Origin of the sequence: Mycolicibacterium fallax (assembly GCF_010726955.1) — a bacterium.
GTDB classification, from domain to species: Bacteria; Actinomycetota; Actinomycetes; order Mycobacteriales; family Mycobacteriaceae; genus Mycobacterium; species Mycobacterium fallax.
The window spans coordinates 536,916-560,625 of record NZ_AP022603.1 but is presented as its reverse complement, the minus strand read 5'-3'; the positions used below and the strand labels follow the sequence as shown (position 1 = coordinate 560,625).

Annotated in this window: 20 protein-coding genes; 6 read left to right on the top strand and 14 right to left on the bottom strand. The window is 72.1% G+C overall.

Annotation, left to right across the window (positions count from 1 at the left end):
• Positions 1-11 precede the first annotated feature (11 nt).
• Entirely contained in the window at positions 12-452 is a 441-nt protein-coding gene (locus G6N10_RS02705) for an Rv2576c family protein (protein ID WP_308206130.1), read from the bottom strand.
• A gap of 71 nt (positions 453-523) precedes the next feature.
• Between G6N10_RS02705 and G6N10_RS20240 the strand changes: the two genes are divergently transcribed.
• Both G6N10_RS20240 and G6N10_RS02695 read left to right on the top strand, forming a co-directional pair.
• On the top strand, positions 524-1,060 hold the full coding sequence (locus tag G6N10_RS20240) for a hypothetical protein (RefSeq protein ID WP_234810472.1): 537 nt from the start codon (positions 524-526) through the stop codon (positions 1,058-1,060).
• The gene (locus G6N10_RS02695) at positions 1,057-2,286 is read left to right on the top strand and encodes an FAD-dependent oxidoreductase (RefSeq protein ID WP_085094032.1); all 1,230 of its coding nucleotides are present in this window, start codon (positions 1,057-1,059) and stop codon (positions 2,284-2,286) included. The genes G6N10_RS20240 and G6N10_RS02695 overlap by 4 nt, the downstream gene beginning before the upstream one ends.
• A gap of 4 nt (positions 2,287-2,290) precedes the next feature.
• On the opposite strand, the gene hisS is transcribed toward G6N10_RS02695, so the two are convergent.
• Together hisS and G6N10_RS02685 are read right to left on the bottom strand one after the other, a co-directional pair.
• Complete coding sequence (gene hisS, locus G6N10_RS02690) at positions 2,291-3,550, bottom strand: histidine--tRNA ligase (protein ID WP_085094030.1); 1,260 nt, start codon at positions 3,548-3,550, stop codon at positions 2,291-2,293.
• Entirely contained in the window at positions 3,547-4,194 is a 648-nt protein-coding gene (locus G6N10_RS02685) for an MBL fold metallo-hydrolase (protein ID WP_085094028.1), read from the bottom strand. Before G6N10_RS02685 ends, hisS begins: the two co-directional genes overlap by 4 nt.
• Positions 4,195-4,260: 66 nt before the next feature.
• Between G6N10_RS02685 and G6N10_RS02680 the strand changes: the two genes are divergently transcribed.
• Positions 4,261-5,151, top strand: a complete 891-nt coding sequence (locus G6N10_RS02680; RefSeq protein ID WP_085094026.1) for a peptidylprolyl isomerase — start codon at positions 4,261-4,263, stop codon at positions 5,149-5,151.
• A gap of 3 nt (positions 5,152-5,154) precedes the next feature.
• A complete protein-coding gene (locus tag G6N10_RS20095; protein ID WP_163742169.1) occupies positions 5,155-6,198 on the top strand; it encodes a DsbA family protein in 1,044 nt (347 codons plus the stop codon).
• 397 nt (positions 6,199-6,595) lie between these two features.
• Here the strand turns inward: G6N10_RS20095 and G6N10_RS02670 are convergent, their stop codons facing one another.
• From G6N10_RS02670 to yajC, 6 genes are all read right to left on the bottom strand, one after another.
• Positions 6,596-8,920 (bottom strand): RelA/SpoT family protein, encoded by a 2,325-nt coding sequence (locus G6N10_RS02670; RefSeq protein ID WP_085094022.1) that lies wholly within the window; start codon positions 8,918-8,920, stop codon positions 6,596-6,598.
• Positions 8,921-8,991: 71 nt separating this feature from the next.
• Complete coding sequence (locus tag G6N10_RS02665) at positions 8,992-9,531, bottom strand: adenine phosphoribosyltransferase (RefSeq protein WP_234810471.1); 540 nt, start codon at positions 9,529-9,531, stop codon at positions 8,992-8,994.
• On the bottom strand, positions 9,528-11,177 hold the full coding sequence (locus tag G6N10_RS02660) for an ABC transporter substrate-binding protein (RefSeq protein ID WP_085094018.1): 1,650 nt from the start codon (positions 11,175-11,177) through the stop codon (positions 9,528-9,530). Before G6N10_RS02660 ends, G6N10_RS02665 begins: the two co-directional genes overlap by 4 nt.
• 11 nt (positions 11,178-11,188) lie before the next feature.
• The gene (secF, locus tag G6N10_RS02655) at positions 11,189-12,442 is read right to left on the bottom strand and encodes a protein translocase subunit SecF (RefSeq protein WP_085094016.1); all 1,254 of its coding nucleotides are present in this window, start codon (positions 12,440-12,442) and stop codon (positions 11,189-11,191) included.
• Between the two features lie 67 nt (positions 12,443-12,509).
• Positions 12,510-14,300, bottom strand: coding sequence for a protein translocase subunit SecD (gene secD / locus G6N10_RS02650; RefSeq protein WP_163742167.1), 1,791 nt, complete (start codon positions 14,298-14,300; stop codon positions 12,510-12,512).
• An 83-nt stretch (positions 14,301-14,383) separates the two neighbouring features.
• On the bottom strand, positions 14,384-14,698 hold the full coding sequence (gene yajC / locus G6N10_RS02645; protein ID WP_085094151.1) for a preprotein translocase subunit YajC: 315 nt from the start codon (positions 14,696-14,698) through the stop codon (positions 14,384-14,386).
• 71 nt (positions 14,699-14,769) lie between these two features.
• Between yajC and gabT the strand changes: the two genes are divergently transcribed.
• Complete coding sequence (gabT, locus tag G6N10_RS02640) at positions 14,770-16,116, top strand: 4-aminobutyrate--2-oxoglutarate transaminase (RefSeq protein ID WP_085094153.1); 1,347 nt, start codon at positions 14,770-14,772, stop codon at positions 16,114-16,116.
• A 101-nt stretch (positions 16,117-16,217) separates the two neighbouring features.
• Positions 16,218-19,706, top strand: a complete 3,489-nt coding sequence (gene car, locus G6N10_RS02635) for a carboxylic acid reductase (RefSeq protein WP_085094155.1) — start codon at positions 16,218-16,220, stop codon at positions 19,704-19,706.
• 6 nt (positions 19,707-19,712) lie between these two features.
• Here car and ruvB read toward each other — a convergent pair whose 3' ends face one another.
• The 5 genes from ruvB to G6N10_RS02610 all read right to left on the bottom strand — a co-directional run bounded on the left by ruvB (position 19,713) and on the right by G6N10_RS02610 (position 23,709).
• The gene (gene ruvB, locus G6N10_RS02630; RefSeq protein ID WP_085094157.1) at positions 19,713-20,774 is read right to left on the bottom strand and encodes a Holliday junction branch migration DNA helicase RuvB; all 1,062 of its coding nucleotides are present in this window, start codon (positions 20,772-20,774) and stop codon (positions 19,713-19,715) included.
• A 7-nt stretch (positions 20,775-20,781) separates the two neighbouring features.
• Positions 20,782-21,378, bottom strand: coding sequence for a Holliday junction branch migration protein RuvA (gene ruvA / locus G6N10_RS02625; RefSeq protein WP_085094159.1), 597 nt, complete (start codon positions 21,376-21,378; stop codon positions 20,782-20,784).
• Positions 21,375-21,932, bottom strand: a complete 558-nt coding sequence (gene ruvC, locus G6N10_RS02620) for a crossover junction endodeoxyribonuclease RuvC (RefSeq protein WP_085094471.1) — start codon at positions 21,930-21,932, stop codon at positions 21,375-21,377. Before ruvC ends, ruvA begins: the two co-directional genes overlap by 4 nt.
• Before the next feature lie 95 nt (positions 21,933-22,027).
• Positions 22,028-22,879: a CHAP domain-containing protein gene (locus tag G6N10_RS02615; protein WP_133055102.1), complete on the bottom strand. Its 852-nt coding sequence runs from the start codon at positions 22,877-22,879 to the stop codon at positions 22,028-22,030.
• Between the two features lie 74 nt (positions 22,880-22,953).
• Positions 22,954-23,709 (bottom strand): YebC/PmpR family DNA-binding transcriptional regulator, encoded by a 756-nt coding sequence (locus G6N10_RS02610; RefSeq protein ID WP_085094162.1) that lies wholly within the window; start codon positions 23,707-23,709, stop codon positions 22,954-22,956.
• Between the last annotated feature and the right edge of the window lies 1 nt (position 23,710).

The following is a 23,710-nucleotide window of genomic DNA, read 5'->3' as shown; positions in this document are numbered from 1 at the left end:
CGCCCGCCGCGCTACGGCGCGGCCGGGGCCATCCAGTCCTTGAGCTGGCAGGACAGGTTGTACGGCGCGTCCTGCTGCACCGCCGAGTTTCCGTCGACGGCGATCTCGCAGTGCGGGTTCGGCGCGGCGCGCCCGCCATGGGTGGTGGAACTGACCGTCAGGATCGCCCAGGACGGGTCGGTCATGGTGGTCTCGAAGACCCACGGCGCCCCGGCGAGGTTGATCGTTTCCTTCTTCAGGAACTGGTACGGGTCGGCGTCGTAGGCGGCCTTGCTGGGCGGCTGGGTGGCCAGGTAGTACAGCGTGTACTGAGCATCGCCGCCGTTCAGCGTGTAGGTGATCTGATGCTCGCCGGCCGGGGCCGGGTCGGCGGCCGCGACGGCGGCGCCGAAGGACAACGATGCGGCGGCGGTGGCCAGGACCGCGACAGCCTTGCGTGTGGCTTTACCCATGTTCGTCATATATCCCGACGGTACCGCAGCGTTACACCGCTGGCCGGGGTCCACTGTGGCAGGCTGGCGGCATGCCGACCCCGCCGACGCCGACCGAACCGACCGTCCTGGTGGACACCGGCGGGCTGGTGCTCACCGACGACGGCCGCAAGGTGGTGCTGCTCGACCGCGGCACCGGCAGCCTCAGCAACACCATCGTGGTGCTGGTGGTGGTGACCCTGGCGCTGCTGGGCGTCGCGATCTGGGGGCTGCTCAGCTATGAACTGTCCCGGCCGCTGGGCTGGGGGCTGCTGGCCGGCGGGGTGCTGGCCGCCGTCGCGACGAACAAGGCGGTGCACACCTACCGGACCCGCCGGGCCGCGCCGCTGCGGGAGCGCCGCACCGCCGCGGTGCTGGATCGCAAGCTCAACCTGTTCAGCTACTCCGGCGGCGCGATCACCGCGCTGGACCAGGTCAGCTTCGAGCGCCGCGGGCAGCTGCGCTCGACGGCCGCCAAACTGGTGGCGATCACCCCCGGCGGGCGCAAGGTGCTGATCCGCGGCTACCGGCTCGACGGCGGCATCGGCCGCGCCGACGACCTGCTCAACGCGATCGCCCGCGGCCAATGACCGATCCCGGGCGGACCGGCTGCGCGGTCGTCGGGGGCGGCCCGGCCGGGATGATGCTGGGGCTGATCCTGGCCCGCTGCGGCGTCGAGGTCACCGTCTTGGAGAAGCACGCCGACTTCCTGCGGGATTTCCGCGGCGACACCGTGCACCCGTCCACCCTGACGCTGCTCGACGAGCTCGGTCTGTTCGAACGGTTCGACGCGATCCCGCACAGCCGGCTGGACCGGGTGGAACTGCCGGTCGGCGGCCAGCTGGTCACCACCGTCGACTTCGGCCGGTTGCGCCAGCCGCACCCCTACGTGGCGATGGTGCCGCAGTGGGACTTTCTGAACCTGTTGGCCGCGGCCGGCGCCGAGGAGCCCAACTTCACCCTGCGGCTGAGCACCGCGGTGACCGGGCTGCTGCGCGACGACGCCGGCCGGATCGTCGGGGTCCGCCACACCGGGCCCGACGGCGACGGGGAACTGCGCGCCGAGCTGACGGTGGCCGCCGACGGCCGGTCCTCGATCCTGCGGGCCGCGGCCGGGCTGGTGCCGACCCAGTGGCCGGTGCCGTTCGACGTGCTGTGGTTCCGGTTGCCCCGCGACGCCGCCGGCGACTACTCGCTGCTGCCCCGGACCATGCCGGGCCGGGCAATCATCATGATCCCGCGGGTCGGCTACTTCCAGATCGCCTACCTGATCCCCAAGGGCTCGGCCGACGGGCTGCGGGCCCGCGGCCTGGACGAGTTCAAGCGGGAGCTGGCGGTGCTGGCCCCGGAGTGCAGCACCGACGGGCTCACCGACTGGGCCGACGTGCACCTGCTCAACGTGGAGCTCAACCGGCTGCCGCGCTGGCACCGCGACGGGCTGCTGTGCATCGGGGACGCCGCGCACGCCATGTCCCCGGCCGGCGGGGTCGGCGTGAACGTCGCGATCCAGGACGCGGTGGCCGCCGCCCGGCTGCTGTACCGGCCGCTGCGCGAGCACCGGGTGACCGACGCCGACCTGGCCGCGGTGCAGCGCAGGCGCACCCCGGCGACGGTGGCGACCCAGTTGTTCCAGCGGGTGCTGCACCGGGTGCTGCTGGCGCCGGTGCTGTCCGGGTTCGATGTCAGCAAGCCCGGGCCGGTGATCACCGTCGGCGCCGCGCTGCTGCGCCGGGTGCCGGCGCTCTCGGGGCTGCCGGCCCGGCTGATCGGCACCGGGCTGCGCGCCGAGCGGCTGCCCGACCCGGCCCGCCGGTGATCCGCTAGCGCCGGGCCAGCACCTCGGCGACGACGTCGCCGATCGGCACGTCGATCTGCTCGCCGGTGGCCATCAGCTTGAGCCCGACGGTGCCCGCCTCGATGTCGCGGTCCCCGGCGACCAGCGTGATCGCCGCGCCGGAGCGGTCGGCGGCGCGCATCGCGCCCTTCATGCCGCGGTCCCCGTAGGCCAGGTCCACCCGCACCCCGGCGGCGCGCAGCAGCGCGGCCAGCCGGGCCAGTTCCAGCTTGGCGGCCGCGCCGAGCGGTACCCCGAACACCTCGACCCGGGCCGCCGGGGCCGGGTCGACGCCCTCGGCGCGCAGCGCCAGCAGGGTGCGGTCCACCCCGAGACCGAAGCCGATGCCGGACAGGTCCTGGCCACCGAGCTGGCCCATCAGGCCGTCATAGCGGCCGCCGCCGCCGATCCCGGACTGGGCGCCCAGCCCGTCGTGCACGAACTCGAAGGTGGTCTTGGTGTAGTAGTCCAGCCCGCGCACCATCCGCGGGTTGATCACGTACGGCACGCCGAGGGCGTCCAGGTGGGCGCGCACCGTGTCGAAGTGGGTCTGCGCGGCAGCCGAAAGGTGATCGAGCAGCACCGGCGCGTCGGCGGTCAGCTCCCGGACCTCGGGGCGCTTGTCGTCGAGCACCCGCAGCGGGTTCAGCTGGGCGCGGGCCCGGGTCGGCTCGTCCAGCGGCAGCCCGAACAGGAAGTTCTGCAGCAGCTCGCGGTAGGCCGGCCGGCAGCTGTCGTCGCCCAGCGAGGTCAGTTCCAGCCGGAACCCGGTCAGCCCCAGCGAGCGGAACCCGGCGTCGGCGATCGCGATGACCTCGGCGTCCAGCGCCGGGTCGTCGACGCCGATGGCCTCCACCCCGACCTGCTGCAGCTGGCGGTAGCGGCCGGCCTGCGGCCGCTCGTAGCGGAAGAACGGGCCGGCGTAGCAGAGCTTGACCGGCAGCGCGCCGCGATCCAGGCCGTGCTCGATGACCGCGCGCATCACCCCGGCGGTGCCCTCCGGGCGCAGCGTCACCGACCGGTCGCCGCGATCGGCGAAGGTGTACATCTCCTTGCTGACCACGTCGGTGGATTCCCCGACGCCCCGGGCGAACAGCGCGGTCTCCTCGAAGATCGGCAGTTCGACGTCGCCGTAGCCGGCCCGCCGCGCGGTGTCCAGCAGCCCGTCGCGCACCGCGACGAACGCCGCGGAGTCCGGCGGCAGGTAATCCGGGATGCCCTTGGGGGCCTTGAACGTTTGGCTCACGCGGTCAGATCCTTGAGGTGCGGGTTGGCCCGGCGCTCGGCGCCGATGCTGGTGGCGCCGCCGTGGCCCGGCAGCACCACGGTGTCGTCGTGCAGAACCATCAGTTTCGCACCGATGGCCGCGACCAGCTCGGCCAGGTCGGCCGGCCCGGATTCGGCGCCGGGGGCGTCGCAGTCATGCCCGACGGCCCGGCGCAGCAGGGTGTCGCCGCTGAACACCACCGACACCGGCCCGGAATCGTCGCCGCCGCGCACCCGGTAGGCGACCGAGCCGGGGGTGTGCCCGCCGATCAGGTCGACGGCCACCTCGATCCCGGCCGGCCGCAGCAGCTGCCCGTCGTCGATCTCGACCACCCGATCGGGTTCGCCGAACTCGCCGGCGGCCAGCAGCGGCCGGTCGGCCCGGTGCAGGTAGACCGGGATGTCCCAGCCGGCGCACAGGTCGTAGGCGGCCGCGCTGTGGCCGTGGTGGCCGTGGGTGAGCAGCACCGCGGCCGGGGTCCAGTCGTTGGCGGCGAAGTAGTACTCCAGGGTGCCGACGGTGTCCTCGCCGGGATCGACGACCAGCGCCGGGCCGTTCGTGGCGGCGGCCAGCAGATAGCAGTTGGTGTCGAACAGGCCGGTGGCGAACCCCGAGATCAGCACGCCGAACAGTGTGACACCCGCGGTCCCTGTCCCGGATCGGCGCGGCCGGCTGGCAGACTCGAGGGCATGTCGACGAATGAACAGCGGCGCGCAGCGGCCAAGCGGAAGTTGGAACGGCAGCTGGAGCGCCGGGAGATCAAGGCCAAGCGGCAGCGCACGATCGCCCTGATCGCCGGCGGTACCGCGGTGGTGGTCGCCGTCGCCGCCGTCGTCACCTTCCTGGTGCTGCGCCAGTCCGATGACTCCGCGGACGTCGAGGCCAGCCCGGCCTCGCCGGTGTCCACCAGCACCGACGACGGCCCGACGGTCGCCCCGGTCAGCGACGGCAAGCTGCCGCCGTTCACCCCGTCGGCCGGCCTCGGCGGCAACTGCCAGTACCCGGCCGCGGCGAAGGCGGCCAAGGAGAACAAGCCGCCGCGCACCGGCAAGGTGCCCACCGACCCGGCCACCGTCAGCGCCAGCATGGCCACCAACCAGGGCAACATCGGCCTGATCCTGGACAACGCCAAGTCGCCGTGCACGGTCAACAGCTTCGTCAGCCTGGCCCAGCAGGGCTACTTCAACCAGACCCCGTGCCACCGGCTGACCACCGCGGGCAGCCTGTCGGTGCTGCAGTGCGGCGATCCGACCGGCGCGGGCACCGGGGGCCCGGGCTACGAGTTCGCCAACGAGTACCCCACCGACCAGTACCCGGTGGGCGCCCCGGAGAGCCAGTCGCCGGTGCTCTACCCGCGCGGCACCCTGGCCATGGCCAACGCCGGACCGGGCACCAACGGCAGCCAGTTCTTCCTGGTCTACCAGGATTCGCAGCTGCCGCCGCAGTACACCGTCTTCGGCACCATCGACGAGACCGGGCTGGCGACGCTGGACAAGATCGCCGAGGCCGGGGTGCAGGGCGGCGGCTCCGACGGCAAGCCCGCGAAGACCGTCACCGTCACCTCGATCATGCTGGACTGACCCGTGGCCGACGACCCGCAGCAGCCCGACCCGCAGCAGCCGCCACCGCAGCCGCCGCCGGTGTCCTTCGGCGCCCCGGGCACGCCTCACCCGGCCGGGCCTGCGCCGCAGTATCAGGGATATCCGGGCGGTGCGCCGGGGGCGCAGTACCCGGGCGCGGCGTATCCAGGCGCGCCGTACCCGGGGGCGCCGTATCCGGGGGCGCCGTATCCGGGGGCGCCGTATCCGGGGGCGCCGTATCCGGGCGGGGCATACCCGGGGACGCCGTTCCCGGGGGCGCAGTACCCAGGGGCGCCGTACCCGGGCGGGCCCGAGCACCCGGAGCGCAAGCGCAGCTCGCTGCGCTGGATCGTCGGCGGCACGGCCGCCACGGTGGTGGTGCTGGTCGCCGTCGTCGTCGGCTACCTGCTGCTGCGAGATCCGAGCGGCGCCTCGGGCGGATCGGCCACCATGGCCCACTCGATCCGGGTCGCCTCCCCCGAGGTGATCACCAAGGCGGGCAGCCACGAGCCCAAGGTCGTGCTGTCGCTCTATGAGGACTTCCTGTGCCCGCACTGCGGCAGCCTGGAGGACGCGCTCGGCCCGACCATCGACCGGCTGATCGACACCGGCGCCGTGGCCGTCGACTACCACCCCGTCGCGATCCTGGACTCGATGGCCGATCAGTACTCCTCGCGCGCGGGCAACGCCGCGTTCTGCGTCGCGCAGGCCGACACCAGCCCCGGCAAGGACGTCTTTCGCGAGTTCCGCGCCAGCCTGTTCGAGCACCAACCGGTGGAACTCTCCGGCGAAGCGCCCACCGACCTGCAACTGAGCGCACAGGCCCGGCTCGCCGGCGCGCCCGCCGACGTCGACGACTGCATCATGGACGGCAGCTACCTCACGGTGGTCCGGGGCACGGCCGCGGAGGCCGGCATCGACGGCACCCCGACGATGCGGCTCAACGGCACCGACGTCGATCTCCACGGCACCGACGGCGGCTTCCTCTCCCCGCAGCAGTTGATCGATCAGGTCGAGGCCGTCGTCGGGGATGTTCCCGGACTCTGACCGACGGCCGGGGCACGCCGCAGGCGCACAAAGTGTCACCGTCACGAAGGGGCCTTCGCGACGGTGACACTTTTGGTTGTTTTTTCGCGCGACGGTGACAGTTCTTGCGGGGCCCCTTCGCGACGGTGACACTTTTGGTTGTTTTCTTGCGCGACGGTGACAGTTCTTGCAGAGCCCCTTCGCGACGGTGACACTAATTGCGGTGAGAACGCGATTCTCCTACCAAAAGTGTCACCGTCGCGGGGCGGGCTGAACGGAAGTGTCACCGTCGCCGAAAATCACTACCAAAACCGTCACCGTCGCGGGGCGGGCACTGCGCTCGCTCGGGCTCCGTCAGGCCGCGGTACCCGATTGCCGCCCTCCTCCGCCCGAACTCGCTGCGCTCGCTCGGGCTGCGTCAGGCCGCGGAAGTCACCCGGTACACGTCGTAGACACCCTCGACGTTGCGCACCACGTTGAGCACGTGGCCCAGGTGCTTGGGGTCGCCCATCTCGAAGGTGAACCGGCTGATCGCCACCCGGTCATCGGAGGTGGTCACCGACGCCGAGAGGATGTTGACCTTCTCGTCGGCCAGCACCCGGGTGACGTCGGAGAGCAGCCGGTGCCGGTCCAGGGCCTCCACCTGGATCGCCACCAGGAACACCGAGCTCGGCCCGGGCGCCCACCGCACCTCGATGATCCGCTCGGGCTGCTGCTGCAGCGAGGTGGCGTTGGTGCAGTCGGTGCGGTGCACGCTGACCCCGCCGCCGCGGGTGACGAAGCCCATGATCGCGTCGCCGGGCACCGGCGTGCAGCATTTGGCCAGTTTGGTGAGGGTGCCCGGCGCCCCGGGCACCGCCACCCCGGTGTCGTCGTTGCTGCGCTGCCGGGTCGGAAAGCTCGACGGGGTGGACCGCTCGGCGATCTCGTCGGCGATCTCGTCGGCCCCGCCGAGCTGCGCCTGCAGCCGCTGCACCACGTGCCGGGCCGAGATGTGCCCCTCACCGACCGCGGTGTAGAGCGCCGAGACGTCGAGGTAGCGCAGTTCCCGGGCCAGCGCGCCCATCGAGTCCGCGCTCATCAGCCGCTGCAGCGGCAGCCCGCCGCGGCGCACCTCGCGGGCGATGGCGTCCTTGCCCGACTCCAGCGCCTCCTCGCGGCGCTCCTTGGCGAACCACTGCCGGATCTTGGCCTTGGCGCGCGGGGAGACCACGAAGCCCTGCCAGTCCCGCGACGGCCCGGCGTTGGGCGCCTTGGAGGTGAACACCTCCACCACTTCGCCGTTTTCCAGCTTGCGCTCCAGCGCGACCAGCCGGCCGTTGACCCGGGCGCCGATGCAGCGGTGCCCGACCTCGGTGTGCACGGCGTAGGCGAAGTCGACCGGGGTGGAGCCGGCCGGCAGCGTCATCACGTCGCCCTTGGGGGTGAACACGAAGATCTCCGCGACGGCCAGGTCGTAGCGCAGCGACTCCAGGAACTCCCCGGGGTCGGCGGCCTCTCGCTGCCAGTCCAGCAGCTGGCGCATCCAGGCCATGTCGTCGACCTCGGCGGCGGCGTGCGGGTGCGGCACCCCGTTGCGGCCCTTGGCCTCCTTGTAGCGCCAGTGCGCGGCGATGCCGTACTCGGCGGTGCGGTGCATGTCGCGGGTGCGGATCTGCACCTCAAGCGGCTTGCCCTCCGGGCCGATCACCGTGGTGTGCAGCGACTGGTACACCCCGTACCGGGGCTGGGCGATGTAGTCCTTGAACCGGCCTGCCATCGGCTGCCACAGCGCGTGCACCACGCCGACGGCGGCGTAGCAGTCCCGGATCTCGTCGCACAGGATCCGCACCCCGACCAGGTCGTGGATGTCGTCGAAGTCGCGGCCCTTGACGATCATCTTCTGGTAGATCGACCAGTAGTGCTTGGGCCGGCCCTCCACGGTGGCGTCGATCCGGGAGGCGTTCAGCGTGCTGACGATCTCGGCGCGCACCTTGGCCAGGTAGGTGTCCCGGGACGGCGCCCGGTCCGCGACCAGCCGGACAATCTCGTCGTAGCGCTTGGGGTGCAGGATCGCAAAGGACAGGTCCTCCAGCTCCCACTTGACCGTGGCCATGCCCAGCCGGTGCGCCAGCGGGGCGATCACCTCCAGGGTCTCCCGGGCCTTGGTGGCCTGCTTCTCCGGCGGCAGGAACCGCATGGTGCGCATGTTGTGCAGCCGGTCGGCGACCTTGATCACCAGCACCCGCGGGTCGCGGGCCATCGCGATGATCATCTTGCGGATCGTCTCGCCCTCGGCCGCGCTGCCGAGCACCACCTTGTCCAGCTTGGTGACGCCGTCGACGAGGTGGCCGACCTCCTCGCCGAAGTCGATCTCCAGCTGCGCCAGCGAGTAGCCGGTGTCCTCCACGGTGTCGTGCAGCAGCGCGGCGACCAGCGTGGTGGTGTCCATGCCGAGCTCGGCCAGGATGTTGGCGACGGCCAGCGGATGGGTGATGTACGGGTCGCCGGACCTACGCAGCTGGGTGGCGTGGCGTTCCTCGGCGACGGCGTAGGCACGCAGCAGGATCGCGACGTCGGCCTTCGGGTACACCTCGCGGTGCACCGCGACCAGCGGTTCGAGCACCGGGTTGAAGCCGGGGCGGGCCGCGGTCATCCGCCGGGCCAGCCGGGCCCGGACCCGGCGCGACGCACTGGTCGCGCTGGGCTTGGCCGGTTCGGCGGGCGGGACCGTATCCAGCACCTGGTCGGTGTCCTCCGCCATGGCACTCACCTCCGGTCCGTGGACGACATCTCCGGTCCGTGGACGACGTCGCGGTTACCGAGCTTATTCCCTCATGCCACGCTAAGGCTGGTGACCGGCAATGGTGCGACCCGGGCGCGTCCGTCCAGCGCGGCCAGTTCCAGCACCACCCCCGCCCCGGCGACGGCCGCACCCGCCTCGGTCAGCAGTGCCCCGGCGGCCGCCACGGTGCCGCCGGTGGCCAGCACGTCGTCGATGATCCAGACCCGCCGGCCGGCCAACTCGATGCCGGCCGCCGGGATCTCCAGCACCGCCGAGCCGTACTCCAGCAGGTACTCCTGGCGCAGCACCGGCGGCGGCAGCTTGCCGCCCTTGCGCACCGCGAGCATGCCGACGTCGAGCCGGGTGGCCACCGCCGCGCCGAGCAGGAAGCCGCGGGCGTCGATGCCGGCGATCAGGTCGGCGTCCGCGGCGACCTCGGCCAGCGCCGCGGTCACCGCGGCCAGCCCGCGCCGGTCGGCCAGCACCGGGGTCAGGTCCTTGAACTGCACGCCGGGTTCCGGGAAGTCGTCGACCTCCCGGGTCAGCTCCCCGATCAGCGCGCGGGCGGCGCCGAGGGTCCGGGCGCTCACTTGGACCGCTGCCAGCGGTCCATGTTCCAGCCCGCGCCCCACTTGGTCACGTTGGACGTCACCGCGTGCATCTTCTTCGAGGTGAGCAGCAGTCGCTGCTGCCGGTACAGCGGCAGCGTCGGCATGTCCTCCCACAGCGCGACGTCGCCGTCGCGCAGCAGCCGGGTCTGCTCCTTGGGGTCGGTGGTGACCGCCAGCGCGCTGACGATGCCGTCGACGGCCGGGTTGATGTAGCGCGGCAGGTTGTTGCCGTTGGCGCTGTGGAATTGGTAGGCGTCCATCGCCGAGGAGCCGGTCGATCCGGAGCCGCTGGCTCCCCCGGTCCCGGCGACCAGCACGTCGATGGCGCCGGACTGCAGCGACGACGGGCCGACGTCGGGGCCCGCGGCGTCCTCGACCAGGATCCCGGCGGGCTGGCAGGCCCGCGCGATGGCGCCGACGACGGCGGCCAGCCGGGCGTTCGGCGCCCGGTAGCCGATCCGGACGTTCAGCGGTTTGCCGCCGAGCGAGGCGCGGGCGGCGGCCGGGTCCCCGTTGACGAACGGTCCGCCGGACTCGGGCACGTTCTCCACCGGGCTGAAGGCGTCGTCGGCGGCCGGGTTGAGCCGGGCGTTGCTCAGCGGTACCCCGGCGTTGCGGGCGATCTCCTCGCGCGGGGTGCACAGCGCGATGGCGCGCCGCGCCGGGATCACCGACGCCACCCCAACCGGCGCGAAGAACAGCTGCTGAATGCCGGCCGACGGCTTCTCGACGCGGTCGAAGTCATCGGGCACCGACAGGGTGCCCGAGGATCCGGCCGGCACGTCGACGACGTCGACGGCCCGGTCGTCGAGCCGATCCTGGATCTCGATGCTGCGCGGCCACACCGTGACCCGGGCGGTGATCGGTTTGCTGCCCCACCAGCGTTCGTTGGCGACCAGCAGCACCGCGCCGTCGTCGCGCACGCTGTCGATCCGGTACGGGCCCGAGGACGGGAAGCCCGCGGTATCCACCCCGGGGCTCAGCGCCCAGGTGGTGTTCCAGGCCTCGGCGATCTCGGCGATCCGGACCGGGTCGACGGCCTGGATCGCCTCGGTGACGCCGTAGCCGAGCCGGTCGGACAGCACGTGCGCCGGCATCATCGACGTGGCGCCGAACAGCTGCAGGTGGTCGACGAAGTTGCGGTCGTTGATGAAGGTGACCCGGGCCTTCTTGGCCCCGGCCTGGCACTCCAGCCCGGCGATGTCGGTGTAGCCGGCCCGGCTGGCGGCGCCGAACTGGGGGAACCGGCCGGACTGGGCGGCCCAGGTGAGCAGCATGTCGTCGCAGGTCACCGGGATGCCGTCGGAGTAGACGGCGTTGTCGGAGATCTGGTAGTCGAGCACCAGCGGCGCGCGGCCGGCCACCGAGACGGTGCCGAAGTCGTGATCGGCGACCACCTGACCGTCCGGGCCGTGGTAGCTGAACCCGGTCAGCACCCGGGCGAACGCCTGCGGGCCCGCCGACGCCGCGCCGTCGACGGTGTTGGTGTTGTAGGTGTCCAGCACCCCGCCGACCGCGTAGTCGACGTCGTCGGCGGTGCTGCTGCAGCCGGACACGGTGGCGCCGGCCAGCGCGACGGCCAGTGTGGCGGCGGCCAGCCGGCGGACGGTCGCACGGGCGGTCATGCTCGCACCGCCTAGTTTCGCGGCGACTTGCGCTTGCCGGTGGGCCGGCTCGGTCGACCGGTGCCGCCGGCGGCCGCGGCCTTCGCCGGGGTCTTCGCGGCGGCGGCCTCGACGAGCTCGTCGCCGCCGGACTCCTCGGCCCGATCGGTGCCTGCCGCCCGCGCCCGCTTCTTGAGCACCCGGCGGGTGTGGTTGCCGACCAGCTCGGTGCGTTCCCGCATCGACACCAGCAGCGGGGTGGCGAAGTAGATCGACGAGTAGGTGCCGACCACGACGCCGACCAGCTGCACCAGCGCCAGGTCCTGCAGGGTGCCGACGCCGAGCAGCCACACCGCGATGATCATCAGCGCGATGATCGGCAGCGCCGAGATGACGCTGGTGTTGATCGAACGCATGAAGGTCTGGTTGACCGCCAGGTTGGCCTGCTCGGCGTAGGTGCGACGGGTGGTGTGCTCGAAGCCCTCGGTGTTCTCCTCGACCTTGTCGAAGACGATGACGGTGTCGTACAGCGAGAAGCCGAGGATGGTGAGCAGCCCGATCACGGTGGCGGGGGTGACCTCGAAGCCGACCAGCGAATACACCCCGGCGGTGACGACGAGGTCGAAGAACATCGTCGCCAGCGCCGAAATCGCCATGTATCTCTCGTAGCGCACGGCGATGTAGATGCTGACGATCAGCACGAACACCACCAGCGCGATCAGCGCCTTGTTGGTGATCTGCCCGCCCCAGGTCGGTGACACATCGGAGCTGCTGATCGCCTCCGGGCCGGGCTGCCCGTCGGGGCCCTTGGGGTGGAACGCCTCGACCAGCGCCGCGGTCAGCTCGTCGGTCTGCTCACCGGTCAGCGTCTCCGAGCGCACCTGCACGGTCGCCGACTCGCCGCTGCCGACCAGCACCACCGACTCCGGCGCGGTGCCCAGTGCCTGGCTGAAGACCTCCTCGACCTGCGTGGTGCTGATCGCGGGGTCGCCGGCCGGGATGGAGACCTTGGTGCCGCCCTCGAAGTCGATGCCGAAGGTGAAGCCGCGCAGCACCATGCTCAGCACGGCGATCGCGAGGATGATGCCGCTGACCGCGTACCACAGCTTGCGCTTGCCGATCACGTCGAAGCCGCCGGTGCCGGTGTAGAGCCGGTTCAGGAAGCCGTGCTTGGGCGCGCTCTCGGCCGGCTCGGTGCTCTCGGTCTGCTCGACGGCACCGACGCTGACCGGCGGCGCCTCGTCGCTGGCCTTGGCCTTGGTCAGGCCCACCCTCGGCTCGCTCACGTGCTGCTCTTTCCTGTCCTCGCCGGCGGTGTCGTCGTGATCCCCGCTGTGCCTGCCCGTCACCGGACTACCTCCGCCCCGTCGTGGCGGCGGCGCTGCGCCGTTCCCGGGCCACCTGCTGGACCGCGCCGAGACCGTTGCAGATCGGCTTGGCCATGAAGGTGGACTTGCTGGCCAGGTAGACCAACGGCCAGGTCACCAGGAACACCACCACCAGGTCCAGGATGGTGGTCAGGCCCAGGGTGAACGCGAAGCCCTTGACCTGGCCGATCGCCAGCACGTAGAGCACCGCGGCGGCGATGAAGGTGACCGCGTTGCCCGAGACGATGGTCTTGCGGGCCCGGGTCCAACCGCGCGGCACCGCGGACCGGAACGACCGGCCCTCCCGGATTTCGTCCTTGATGCGTTCGAAGAACACCACGAAGGAGTCCGCGGTCATGCCGATACCGATGATCAGACCGGCGATGCCGGCCAGGTCGAGGGTGTAGCCGATCTGCCTGCCCAGCAACACCAGGATCGCGTAGATCATCGCGCCCGCGGCGACCAGCGACAGCGCGACCAGCAGGCCGAGCACCCGGTAGAAGAACAGCGAGTACAGCAGCACCGCGATCAGGCCCACCGCGCCGGCGATCAGGCCGGCCCGCAGCGAGGTCAGGCCCAGGGTCGCCGAGACCGTCTCGGCCTGCGAGGACTCGAAGGACAGCGGCAGCGAGCCGTACTTGAGCACGTTGGCCAGTTCCTTGGCCGTGCCGGCGTTGAAGCTGCCGGTGATCTGGGTGTTGCCACCGGGGATCGCCGAGCGGATCTGCGGCGCGCTGACCACCTGCGAGTCGAGCACGAACGCGGTCTGGGTGCCGACGTTGGCCGCGGTGAAGTCGGCCCAGGTGTCGACGGCCTTGCCCTTGAACGTCACGTTGACGACGTACTCGCCGCGCTGCTGGTCCAGGCCCGAACTCGCGTCGGCGATCTCCTCGCCGCTGATGATCGACTTGTCCAGCAGGTAGACGGTCTGGCCGTCCTGCGAGCAGGCGACCAGCGGCAGCTCCGGGTCGTCGTTGCCGGCCAGCACGTCCTCCTTGTCGCAGCGCATCGCGGTGTAGGGGACGCCGGCGTACACCAGCACGTTCTGGTTGGTGGACTGGCGCAGTTCCTTCTCGAACTTGATCCGCTCGGCCAGCGCCTTGCGGTCCCGGGGAATGCCCTGGGTGTCCCCGGGGGCCTCCGGCACCTGGACCGCCGGGGCGGGGGCGGGAGCCGGCTCGGGTGCCGGGGTCGGGGTCGCCGGGTCCAGCGGGTACGGCCGCGGCTGGGCCGGGGCCGGGCCGGGCGCGGGAGCACCGGGCGCGGGGGCACCGGGCACTTCGGGGGCACCGGGAACCGCGGGGGCACCGGGCATTTCGGGAGCGCCGGGAACCGCGGGGGCACCGGGCACGCCGGGAGCACCGCCCTGCTGGCCGGCGGCAGCCGCCAGCGCCTCGGCCGGCCAGGACTTCACCACCGGACGCACGTAGAGCCGGGCGGTCTGGCCCAGGTTGCGCGCGGCGCTGCCGTCGGCGCCGGGCACCGTGATGACCAGGTTGTCGCCGTCGATGACGACCTCGGACCCGGACACCCCGATCCCGTCGACGCGGGCGGAGATGATCTGCTGGGCCTGCTGCAGGGCCTCCCGGGTCGGCGTCGAACCGTCCGGGGTGCGCGCGGTCAGCGTCACCCGGGTGCCGCCCTGCAGGTCGATACCCAGTTTCGGCTCGGCCTTGCGGTCACCGGTCGCGAAGACCAGCGCGAAGACGCCGATCAGCAACACCAGGAACAGCGCCAGCCAGCGGTACGGATGCACCGTCGTATTAGCCGTGGCCACGTGTCGTGTCTCCTAAAAAGTCCGAGCGGGATCGCGCCACCGACGGTGCGCGAACACGAAGAAGGGTACGTCCGTGCCCGCGGTCAGTCCCGGGTGCCGTCCCCGTCGGCGAGTTCGATCTCGGCGGCCTCGGCGATCTCCGGCTCGATCTTGTCCCGGATCGCCAGCTTCATCCAGGTGGTCACCACGCCGGGAGCGATCATCAGCTCGACGCTGTCGTCGGTGATTCCGACGATGGTGGCCTCCAGGCCGGCGGTGGTGTGCACCCGGTCACCAACCCGCAGCGATTCGTGCAGGTCGATGGTCGCCTGCATGGCTTTGCGCTGGCGCCGGGAGGCGAAGAACATGAACGCGCCCATCACGATGAGCAGCGGCAAGAAGACAGTCAGTTCACCCATGATTGACAAGTCTGCCATCATCGGCGCGCAGACCGGGATTCCGGTCGGCCCCGCGGCTACGCTGCACAGCCATGAGCGCCGTCGAACAGAGCCGCCGGCTCGCCACCGCCATCCCCGGTCCCCGGTCCCTGGAGCTGGCCGTCCGGCGCTCGGCGGCGGTCGCCCGCGGGGTGTCCTCGGTGCTGCCGGTGTACGCCCGCCGGGCCGGCGGCGGCATCGTCGAGGACGTCGACGGCAACCGGCTGATCGACCTGGGCTCGGGCATCGCGGTGACCACCGTCGGCAACGCCGCGCCGCGGGTCAGCGCCGCGGTCGCCGCCGCGGCGGCGGAGTTCACCCACACCTGCTTCATGGTCACCCCGTACCGGGGCTACGTCGAGGTCTGTGAGCAGCTCAACCGGCTCACCCCAGGCCGCGGCCCGAAGCGCTCGGCGCTGTTCAACTCCGGGGCCGAGGCCGTCGAGAACGCCGTCAAGATCGCCCGCGCGTACACCGGCAGGCAGGCGGTCGCCGCCTTCGACCACGCCTACCACGGCCGGACCAACCTGACCATGGCGCTGACGTCGAAGGCGATGCCCTACAAGAGCGGGTTCGGGCCGTTCGCGCCGGAGGTGTACCGGGCCCCGATGTCCTACCCGTACCGCGATGCGCTGTCCGACCCGGAGCTGGCCGGCAACGGCGCGCTGGCCGCCGAACGGGCCATCGCGATGCTCGACAAGCAGATCGGGGCCGCGAATCTGGCCGCGGTGATCATCGAGCCGATCCAGGGCGAGGGCGGGTTCATCGTGCCGGCGCCGGGCTTCCTGCCGACCCTGCTGGCCTGGTGCCGAGACCGCGGCGTGGTGTTCATCGCCGACGAGGTGCAGACCGGCTTCGCCCGCACCGGGGCGATGTTCGCCTGCGAGGACGAGGGCATCGAACCGGACCTGATCGCCACCGCCAAGGGCATCGCCGACGGGCTGCCGCTGGCCGCGGTGACCGGCCGCGCGGAGATCATGGACGCCCCGCACGCCGCCGGGCTGGGCGGCACCTACGGCGGCAACCCGGTGGCCTGCGCGGCGGCGCTGGCGACCATCGAGACCCTGGAGCTCGACGGGCTGGTGGACCGGGCCCGCCAGATCGGGGCGCTGACCATGGACCGGCTGGGCCGGCTGGCCGCCGAGGATGACCGGATCGGCGAGCTGCGGGGCCGCGGCGCGATGATCGCGGTGGAGCTGGTCCGGCCCGGCGGCGCCGAACCCGACGCCGAGCTGACCCGCCGGGTGGCCGCGGGCGCGCACGCGGCCGGGGTGATCGTGCTGACCTGCGGCACCTTCGGCAACGTGCTGCGCCTGCTGCCGCCGCTGACGATCAGCGACGCGCTGCTCACCGAGGGCCTCGACGTGCTCGCGGAGGTGCTCGCCGCGCTTCCCCGCTGAGCCGGAAATCACAGCAAACCGGCAGCCGTTCGACTCGTCGAAAATCAATTAGTTTCGCTAACGTAGTTTCTGTAACCGATAACGCTCACAAGGACGTCACTATGACCGAAACCACCCAGGACCAGCGGCTGCGGGACCGCATCGCCCGGCTCTACGCCACCGACCCGCAGTTCGCCGCCGCCGCACCCGACCCCGCGGTCGCCCCCGACCCCGCACTGGGCCTGGCCGCGGTGGTGCGCGCGGTGCTCACCGGCTACGCCGACCGGCCCGCGCTGGGCGAACGCGCCGTCGAACACCGCACCGACCCGGCCACCGGCCGTCGCACCGCCGCCCCGCTCCCCCGGTTCGACACGCTGAGCTACGGCGAGCTGTGGCACCGGGTCAGCGCGGTGTCCGCCGCCCTGGCCGACACCGTCGCCGCCGGCGACCGGATCGCGATCCTGGGCTTCACCAGCACCGACTACACCACCGTCGACATCGCCACCACCCAGCTGGCCGCCGTCACCGTGCCGCTGCAGACCAGCTCCAGCGCCGCCGACCTGACCCCGATCGTCGCCGAGACCGAGCCGGTGCTGCTGGCCGCCAGCGTCGCCGAGCTGCCGCACGCCGTTGAGCTGATCGGCGCGGGCCCGGCCCCGGCCCGACTGCTGGTCTTCGACCTGCACGACGGCGACGACGACCACCGCGACGCACTGGCGCAGGCGCGCACCGCGCTGGCCGGCACCGATGTCACCGTGCAGACCTTCGCCGAGGCGATCGCCGCCGGCGCCGGGATCGCCCCGCCGGAGCGGGCCGGCGACGGCGCCGACCCGCTGGCCATGCTGATCTACACCTCCGGCTCCACCGGCGCCCCCAAGGGCGCGATGTACCCGGCCAGCCGGGTGGCCGCGATGTGGCAGGCCGGCGGCTGGCAGTGGGACGACCTGCAGGCCGGCGCGCCGGCCATCGTGCCGTGCTTCCTGCCGATGAGCCACGTGATGGGCCGCGGCGTGCTCTACAGCGCGCTGGCCGCCGGCGGCACCGCCTACTTCACCGCCCGCGCCGACCTGTCCACCCTGCTCGACGACCTGGCGATGATCCAGCCCACCCAGCTCAACTTGGTGCCGCGGATCTGGGACATGCTGTACGGGGAATACCGGGCCGAGCGCGAGCGCGCCGGCGAGCTGAGCCCCGCCGAGGAGGACGCGCTGATCGCCCGGGTGCGCGCCCGGCTGCTCGGCGACCGCGCGGTGCTGGCGATGACCGGCTCGGCACCGATCTCCGGCGAACTGCGCGACTGGGCGCAGCGCTTCCTGGACCTGCCGCTGGTGGAGGGCTTCGGCTCCACCGAGGCCGGCACGGTGATGGTCGACGGCGTGCTGCAGCGCCCGCCGGTCACCGACTACAAGCTGATCGACGTGCCCGAGCTGGGCTACCTGAGCACCGACCGGCCGCACCCGCGCGGGGAGCTGCTGCTGCGCTCCGAGCAGATGTTCCCCGGCTACTACCGCCGCCCCGAACTGACCGCCGAGATGTTCGACGAGGACGGCTACTACCGCACCGGCGACATCTTCGCCGACCTCGGCGAGGACCGGCTGCACTACGTCGACCGGCGCAACAACGTGCTCAAACTGTCCCAGGGCGAGTTCGTCGCGGTGTCCAAGCTGGAGGCGGCCTACCTGGGCAGCCCGCTGGTGCGGCAGATCTACCTGTACGCCAACAGCGCCCGGCCGTACCTGCTGGCCGTCGTGGTGCCCACCGCGGCGGCGCTGGCCGAGCCCGACGAGGCCCGGCGCAAGGCGCTGATCGCCGAGTCGCTGGCCCAGGTCGCCGCGACCGCCGGGCTGCAGTCCTACGAGATCCCGCGCGACTTCCTCATCGAGACCGAGCCGTTCAGCCAGGCCAACGGGCTGCTGACCGGCATCCGCAAGCTGGCCTGGCCGAAGCTGCGGGCCCGCTACGGCGAGGCGCTGGAGCGCCGCTACACCGAGCTGGCCGAGGGCCAGGCCGCCGAGCTGGCCCGGCTGCGCGCCACCGGCGCCGACGTCCCGGTGCAGCAGACCGTCCAGCAGGCGGCGGCCGCGCTGCTCGGAGCCGGCGCTGCCGAGGCCGCCCCGGACGCGCACTTCACCGACCTGGGCGGCGATTCGCTGTCCGCGCTGACCTTCGGCAACCTGCTGCGCGACATCTTCGGCGTCGACGTGCCGGTCGGGGTGATCGTCAGCCCGGCCACCGACCTGGCCGGCATCGCCGCGCACATCGAGGCCGCCCGGGCCGGGCACACCCGCCCGTCGTTCGCGGGGATCCACGGCCGCGACGCCACCGAGGTGCACGCCGCCGATCTCACCCTGGACAAGTTCCTGCCCGCCGAGACGCTGGCCGCCGCCCCCGGGCTGCCCGGCCCCGCCGCCGAGGTCCGCACCGTGCTGCTGACCGGCAGCACCGGATTCCTGGGCCGCTACCTGCTGCTGGACTGGCTCCAGCGGCTGGCCCCGGTCGGCGGCACGGTGATCGCGCTGGTCCGGGCCCGCGACGATGAGACCGCCCGGGCCCGGCTGGACGCCACCTTCGACACCGGTGACCCGGCGCTGACGGCGCACTACCGCCGGCTCGCCGAGGCCCACCTGCGGGTCATCGCCGGCGACAAGGGCGAGGAGAACCTCGGCCTGGACGCCGCGGCCTGGCAGCAGCTGGCCACCGACGTCGACCTGATCGTCGACCCGGCGGCGCTGGTCAACCACCTGCTGCCCTACAGCGAGCTGTTCGCGCCGAACGCGCTGGGCACCGCCGAGCTGCTCCGGATCGCGCTGACCAGCCGGATCAAGCCGTACCTGTACGTCTCCACCATCGCCGTCGGCGACGGGATCGCGCCGGGTGACTTCGTCGAGGATGCCGACATCCGGTTGGCGAGCCCCACCCGCGCGGTCAACGACAGCTACGCCAACGGCTACGGCAACTCCAAGTGGGCCGGCGAGGTGCTGCTGCGGGAGGCCAACGACCTGTGCGGGCTGCCGGTGGCGGTGTTCCGCAGCGACATGATCCTGGCCGACACCAGCTACGCCGGGCAGCTCAACCTGCCGGACATGTTCACCCGGATGATGCTGTCGCTGGTGGCGACCGGGATCGCGCCGGGGTCGTTCCACGAGCTCGACGCCCACGGCCGGCGGCAACCCTCGCACTACGACGGGCTGCCGGTCGAGTTCATCGCCGAGGCGATCGACACGCTGGGCACCGCCGTGGGCCCCGGACAGTTCCGCACCTACCACGTGATGAACCCGCACGACGACGGCCTCGGGATGGACGAGTTCGTCGACTGGCTGATCGCCGCCGGGCACCCGATCCGCCGGATCGACGACTACGCCGAGTGGCTGGAGCGTTTCGAGACCGCGCTGCGCGCGCTGCCGGACCGGCAGCGCCAGGCCTCACTGCTGCCGCTGCTGCACAACTACGCCAAGCCGACCCCGCCGCTGCACGGCGCGCCGGCCCCCACGGCGGTGTTCCGCGCGGCGGTGATCGCCGCCGGGATCGGCGTGGACGGCGACATCCCGCACATCACCCCCGCGGTGATCACCAAGTACATCAGCGACCTGACGCTGCTCGGCCTGCTCTGAGCCGCATCACTCGAACAGCCCGGCCTGACCCAGGCCCGCCGCGCGCGGCGGCGGGGTCAGGCCGAGCTGTTCCCAGGCCGCGGCGGTGGCGACCCGGCCGCGCGGGGTCCGGGCGATCATCCCGGCCCGGACCAGGAACGGCTCGCAGACCTCCTCGACGGTGGTGGCCTCCTCGCCGACCGCGACCGCCAGGGTGGACACCCCGACCGGGCCGCCGCCGAAGCTGCGGATCAGCGCGGACAGCACCGCGCGATCGAGCCGGTCCAGGCCGAGTTCGTCGACGTCGTAGACCAGCAGCGCGGCCTGGGCGACCGCGCGGGTGACGACGCAGTCGGCGCGCACCTCGGCGTAGTCACGGACCCGGCGCAGCAGCCGGTTGGCGATTCGCGGCGTGCCGCGGGACCGCCGGGCGATCTCGGCGGCCGCCTCCGGGCCCAGCTCGATGCCCAGGATGCCGGCCGAGCGGCGCAGCACCCGCTCCAGCTCCTCGGGTTCGTAGAAGTCCATGTGCGCGGTGAAGCCGAACCGGTCGCGCAGCGGCCCGGTCAGCGCCCCGGACCGGGTGGTGGCGCCGACCAGGGTGAACGGCGCGACCTCCAGCGGGATGGAGGTGGCCCCGGGCCCCTTGCCGACGACGACGTCGACCCGGAAGTCCTCCATCGCCAGGTACAGCATCTCCTCGGCCGGCCGGGCGATCCGGTGGATCTCGTCGATGAACAGCACGTCGCCCTCGACCAGGTTGCTCAGCATCGCCGCCAGGTCGCCGGCGCGCTCCAGCGCGGGTCCGGAGGTCAGCCGCAGCGCGCTGCCCAATTCGGCGGCGATGATCATCGCCAGCGATGTCTTGCCCAGCCCGGGCGGCCCGGACAGCAGGATGTGGTCCGGGGTGCCGCCGCGGTTCTTGGCGCCCTCGATCACCAGCTGCAGCTGCTCCCGGACCCGGGGCTGGCCGATGAACTCGTCCAGCGAGCGCGGCCGCAGGCTGGCGTCGATGTCGCCCTCGCCGACGGTCAGCGCCGCCGAGACGTCCCGCTGATCGGGATCGTCGTCCTCGTCGAACCTGCTCATCGGCGGCTCATCGGGTCTTCCCCAGCAGGTTCAGCGCGGCCCGCAGCGCGGTGGAGGTGCCGGTCTCGGGGTCCGCGGCCAGCACCTTGTCGCAGGCCTCCTCGGCCTGCTTGGCCGAGAATCCGAGCCCGACCAGCGCCTCGACGACCGGGCCGCGCACCGCCGCGCCGGCGGCGACCGGGGCCGCGCCGGCCGCGCCGGGGCTGGCGCCGATCTTGTCGCGCAGCTCCAGCACCATCCGCTCGGCGCCGCGCTTGCCGATGCCGGGCACCCGGGTCAGCGCGGCGATGTCGCCGTCGGCCAGCGCTTGGCGCAGCGTCGGGGCGTCGTAGACGGCCAGGGTGGCCATCGCGATCTTCGGGCCCACCCCGGACACCGACAGCAGGGTGGTGAACACGTCGCGGGCGTCGGCGTCGGCAAAGCCGTAGAGCGTCTGGGAGTCCTCCCGGACGATCATCGCGGTGACCAGCCGGGCCTCGGTCCCGCGGCGCAGGGTGGCCAGCGTCGACGGGGTGGCCATCACCGTGTAGCCGACCCCGCCGGCCTCCACCACGACGTGGCCCAGCGCGATGTCGATGACCTCGCCGCGCACCGAGGCGATCATGCCCGGGCCGCCTTGAGCCGGGCGGCGTAGTCGCGCTTGATCTGCGCGGCCTTGGCCTCGGCCTGCGCCATCCGGGCGATCATCGGTGCGCGCCAGCAGTGACAGATCGCAAGAGCGAGCGCGTCGGCGGCGTCGGCGGGCGTCGGCTTCTGCTGCAGCGCAAGGATTTTGGTGATCATGGTGGTGACCTGGGCCTTGTCGGCGCGGCCGTTTCCGGTGACCGCCGCCTTCACCTCGGAGGGGGTGTGGAAGTGCACGTCGATGCCGCGGCGGGCGGCCTGCAGGGCGATCACCCCGCCGGCCTGCGCGGTGCCCATCGCGGTGTTGGCGTTGGCGTTGGCGAACACCCGCTCGATCGCGACCACGTCGGGCCGGTGGGTGTCCATCCAGTGCTCGACGGTGTCGCTGATGGCCAGCAGTCGACGGGCCAGCGGGTCACCGGAGGGGGTGCGCACCACGTCGACGTCCAGCGCGCTGACCTGGCGGCCCGATCCGCCCTCGACCACCGACAGGCCGCACCGGGTCAACCCCGGGTCGACTCCCATCACCCGCACGCCGAACTCCCACCACCAAAGGAACATGTGTTCGATGAAAGCCTAACCCACCGCCCTCCGGGGCTCGGGCAGGACACACCCGGCGGGCGGCCGGTTCAGGGCGAGATGACCAGATCGCGAACCTTGCCGCTGTCGTTCTTCCAGGTCCCGTCGGGCAGCGGGTGCCACTTCTCGACCGTCCGAACCTCGCTGCTGCCGTTGTAGTTTGTTTCGCTGACCCGAAACGACCCGTCGGGGTAGATCTGCTCGACCACCTGGACGTGCCCGTAGGCGCCCTCACCGAAGGACACCAGGGCGCCGAGGCTGGGCGGCGTGTGCGTCGTCCCGCCGGCGTTTCCGGCCATCTGGGCGCCGTTGCCGCCGGGCGAGGACAATCCGAGCTCGTCACGCCGCCACTGCGCCCAGGCGGTGCAGTTGTTCTGCGCCGCACCGTTGGCGTCGACGCTGTAACCGACCCCCGCGTTGTAGTGACTGCGGCTCTCGAACGCGCGGTAAGCGGCCGTGTCACCGGGCGGCAATTGGCCCGGCGTCGCCTGCCCGACCGCCCCATGGCCGCCGGGCGTTCCGGCCGGCGGCGCGGCCGGCGGCGCGGCCGGCGCGGCCGGGGCATGGCCGGTCACCGGTGCCGCGGGCGCGCCACCGGAGGCCGCACTCGTGGCACGCTGCTGCTGGGCGTTTCGCAACGACGCCGCGCCGACGTCGCGAACCGCGTCCTGCGCCGCGTTCAGGCTCGCCCGGTGCGTTGACCAGGAACTGGCGAACTTCTGCGCGTCCGGCCCCCGCCAGATGTTGCCCATCGTGGCGACATCGCGATCGACACTCTTGCCGATCTCGGCGAGTCGATCGGCCAAACCGTTCAACTGCTTCGACAGCGCCTCGACGGCTGCCACATCCATCCCCGAAAACGACACCGTTACCCCCTCGTCAATGACTGCCGGATTCAGCAAAGCCGACGACGATCGATTGCGCAATCATCCGTCCGACCGACACCATCCGTCCGACCGACACGCCCCGGCGGGCGCTACTCCTCGTCGAGGGCCGCGGCCACGTCCTCGGGGATGTCGACGTTGGTGTAGACGTCCTGGACGTCGTCGCTGTCCTCCAGCGCGTCGATCAGCTTGAGCACCTTGCGGGCCCCCTCCAGGTCGACGGGCACGCTCACCGACGCCTGGAATCCGGCCTCGGCGGAGTCGTAGTCGATGCCGGCGTCGACCAGCGCGGTGCGCACCGCCACCAGGTCGGTGGGTTCGCAGATCACCTCGAACGCCTCGCCGAGGTCGTTGACCTCCTCGGCGCCGGCCTCCAGCACCGCCATCAGCACGTCGTCCTCGGTCAGCTCGTTCTTCTCCAGCGTGACCACACCTTTGCGGGAGAACAGGTAGGCCACCGAGCCCGGGTCGGCCATGTTGCCGCCGTTGCGGGTCATCGCCACCCGGACCTCGCCGGCGGCACGGTTGCGGTTGTCGGTCAGACACTCGACCAGCACCGCCACCCCGCCCGGGCCGTAGCCCTCGTAGGTGATGTTCTGCCAGTCGGCGCCGCCGGCCTCTTCACCGCCGCCGCGCTTGCGGGCCCGCTCGATGTTGTCGTTGGGCACCGAGGACTTCTTGGCCTTCTGGATGGCGTCGTACAGGGTGGGGTTGCCGCCCGGGTCACCGCCACCGGTACGCGCCGCCACCTCGATGTTCTTGATCAGCTTGGCGAACATCTTGCCGCGCTTGGCGTCGATCACGGCCTTCTTGTGCTTGGTGGTGGCCCACTTGGAATGCCCACTCATG

Excerpts from the sequence above, each read along its gene's own strand:
- ruvB (WP_085094157.1), bottom strand. The coding sequence starts at position 20,774 with ATGAGCAGGTTCGACGAGGACGACGATCCCGATCAGCGGGACGTCTCG.
- yajC (WP_085094151.1), bottom strand. The coding sequence starts at position 14,698 with ATGGGTGAACTGACTGTCTTCTTGCCGCTGCTCATCGTGATGGGCGCG.
- car (WP_085094155.1), top strand. The coding sequence starts at position 16,218 with ATGACCGAAACCACCCAGGACCAGCGGCTGCGGGACCGCATCGCCCGG.
- G6N10_RS02670 (WP_085094022.1), bottom strand. The coding sequence starts at position 8,920 with ATGGCGGAGGACACCGACCAGGTGCTGGATACGGTCCCGCCCGCCGAA.
- gabT (WP_085094153.1), top strand. The coding sequence starts at position 14,770 with ATGAGCGCCGTCGAACAGAGCCGCCGGCTCGCCACCGCCATCCCCGGT.
- G6N10_RS02705 (WP_308206130.1), bottom strand. The coding sequence starts at position 452 with ATGGGTAAAGCCACACGCAAGGCTGTCGCGGTCCTGGCCACCGCCGCC.
- ruvA (WP_085094159.1), bottom strand. The coding sequence starts at position 21,378 with ATGATCGCCTCGGTGCGCGGCGAGGTCATCGACATCGCGCTGGGCCAC.
- G6N10_RS02695 (WP_085094032.1), top strand. The coding sequence starts at position 1,057 with ATGACCGATCCCGGGCGGACCGGCTGCGCGGTCGTCGGGGGCGGCCCG.
- G6N10_RS20240 (WP_234810472.1), top strand. The coding sequence starts at position 524 with ATGCCGACCCCGCCGACGCCGACCGAACCGACCGTCCTGGTGGACACC.
- G6N10_RS02660 (WP_085094018.1), bottom strand. The coding sequence starts at position 11,177 with ATGACCGCCCGTGCGACCGTCCGCCGGCTGGCCGCCGCCACACTGGCC.
- G6N10_RS02680 (WP_085094026.1), top strand. The coding sequence starts at position 4,261 with ATGTCGACGAATGAACAGCGGCGCGCAGCGGCCAAGCGGAAGTTGGAA.
- G6N10_RS02610 (WP_085094162.1), bottom strand. The coding sequence starts at position 23,709 with ATGAGTGGGCATTCCAAGTGGGCCACCACCAAGCACAAGAAGGCCGTG.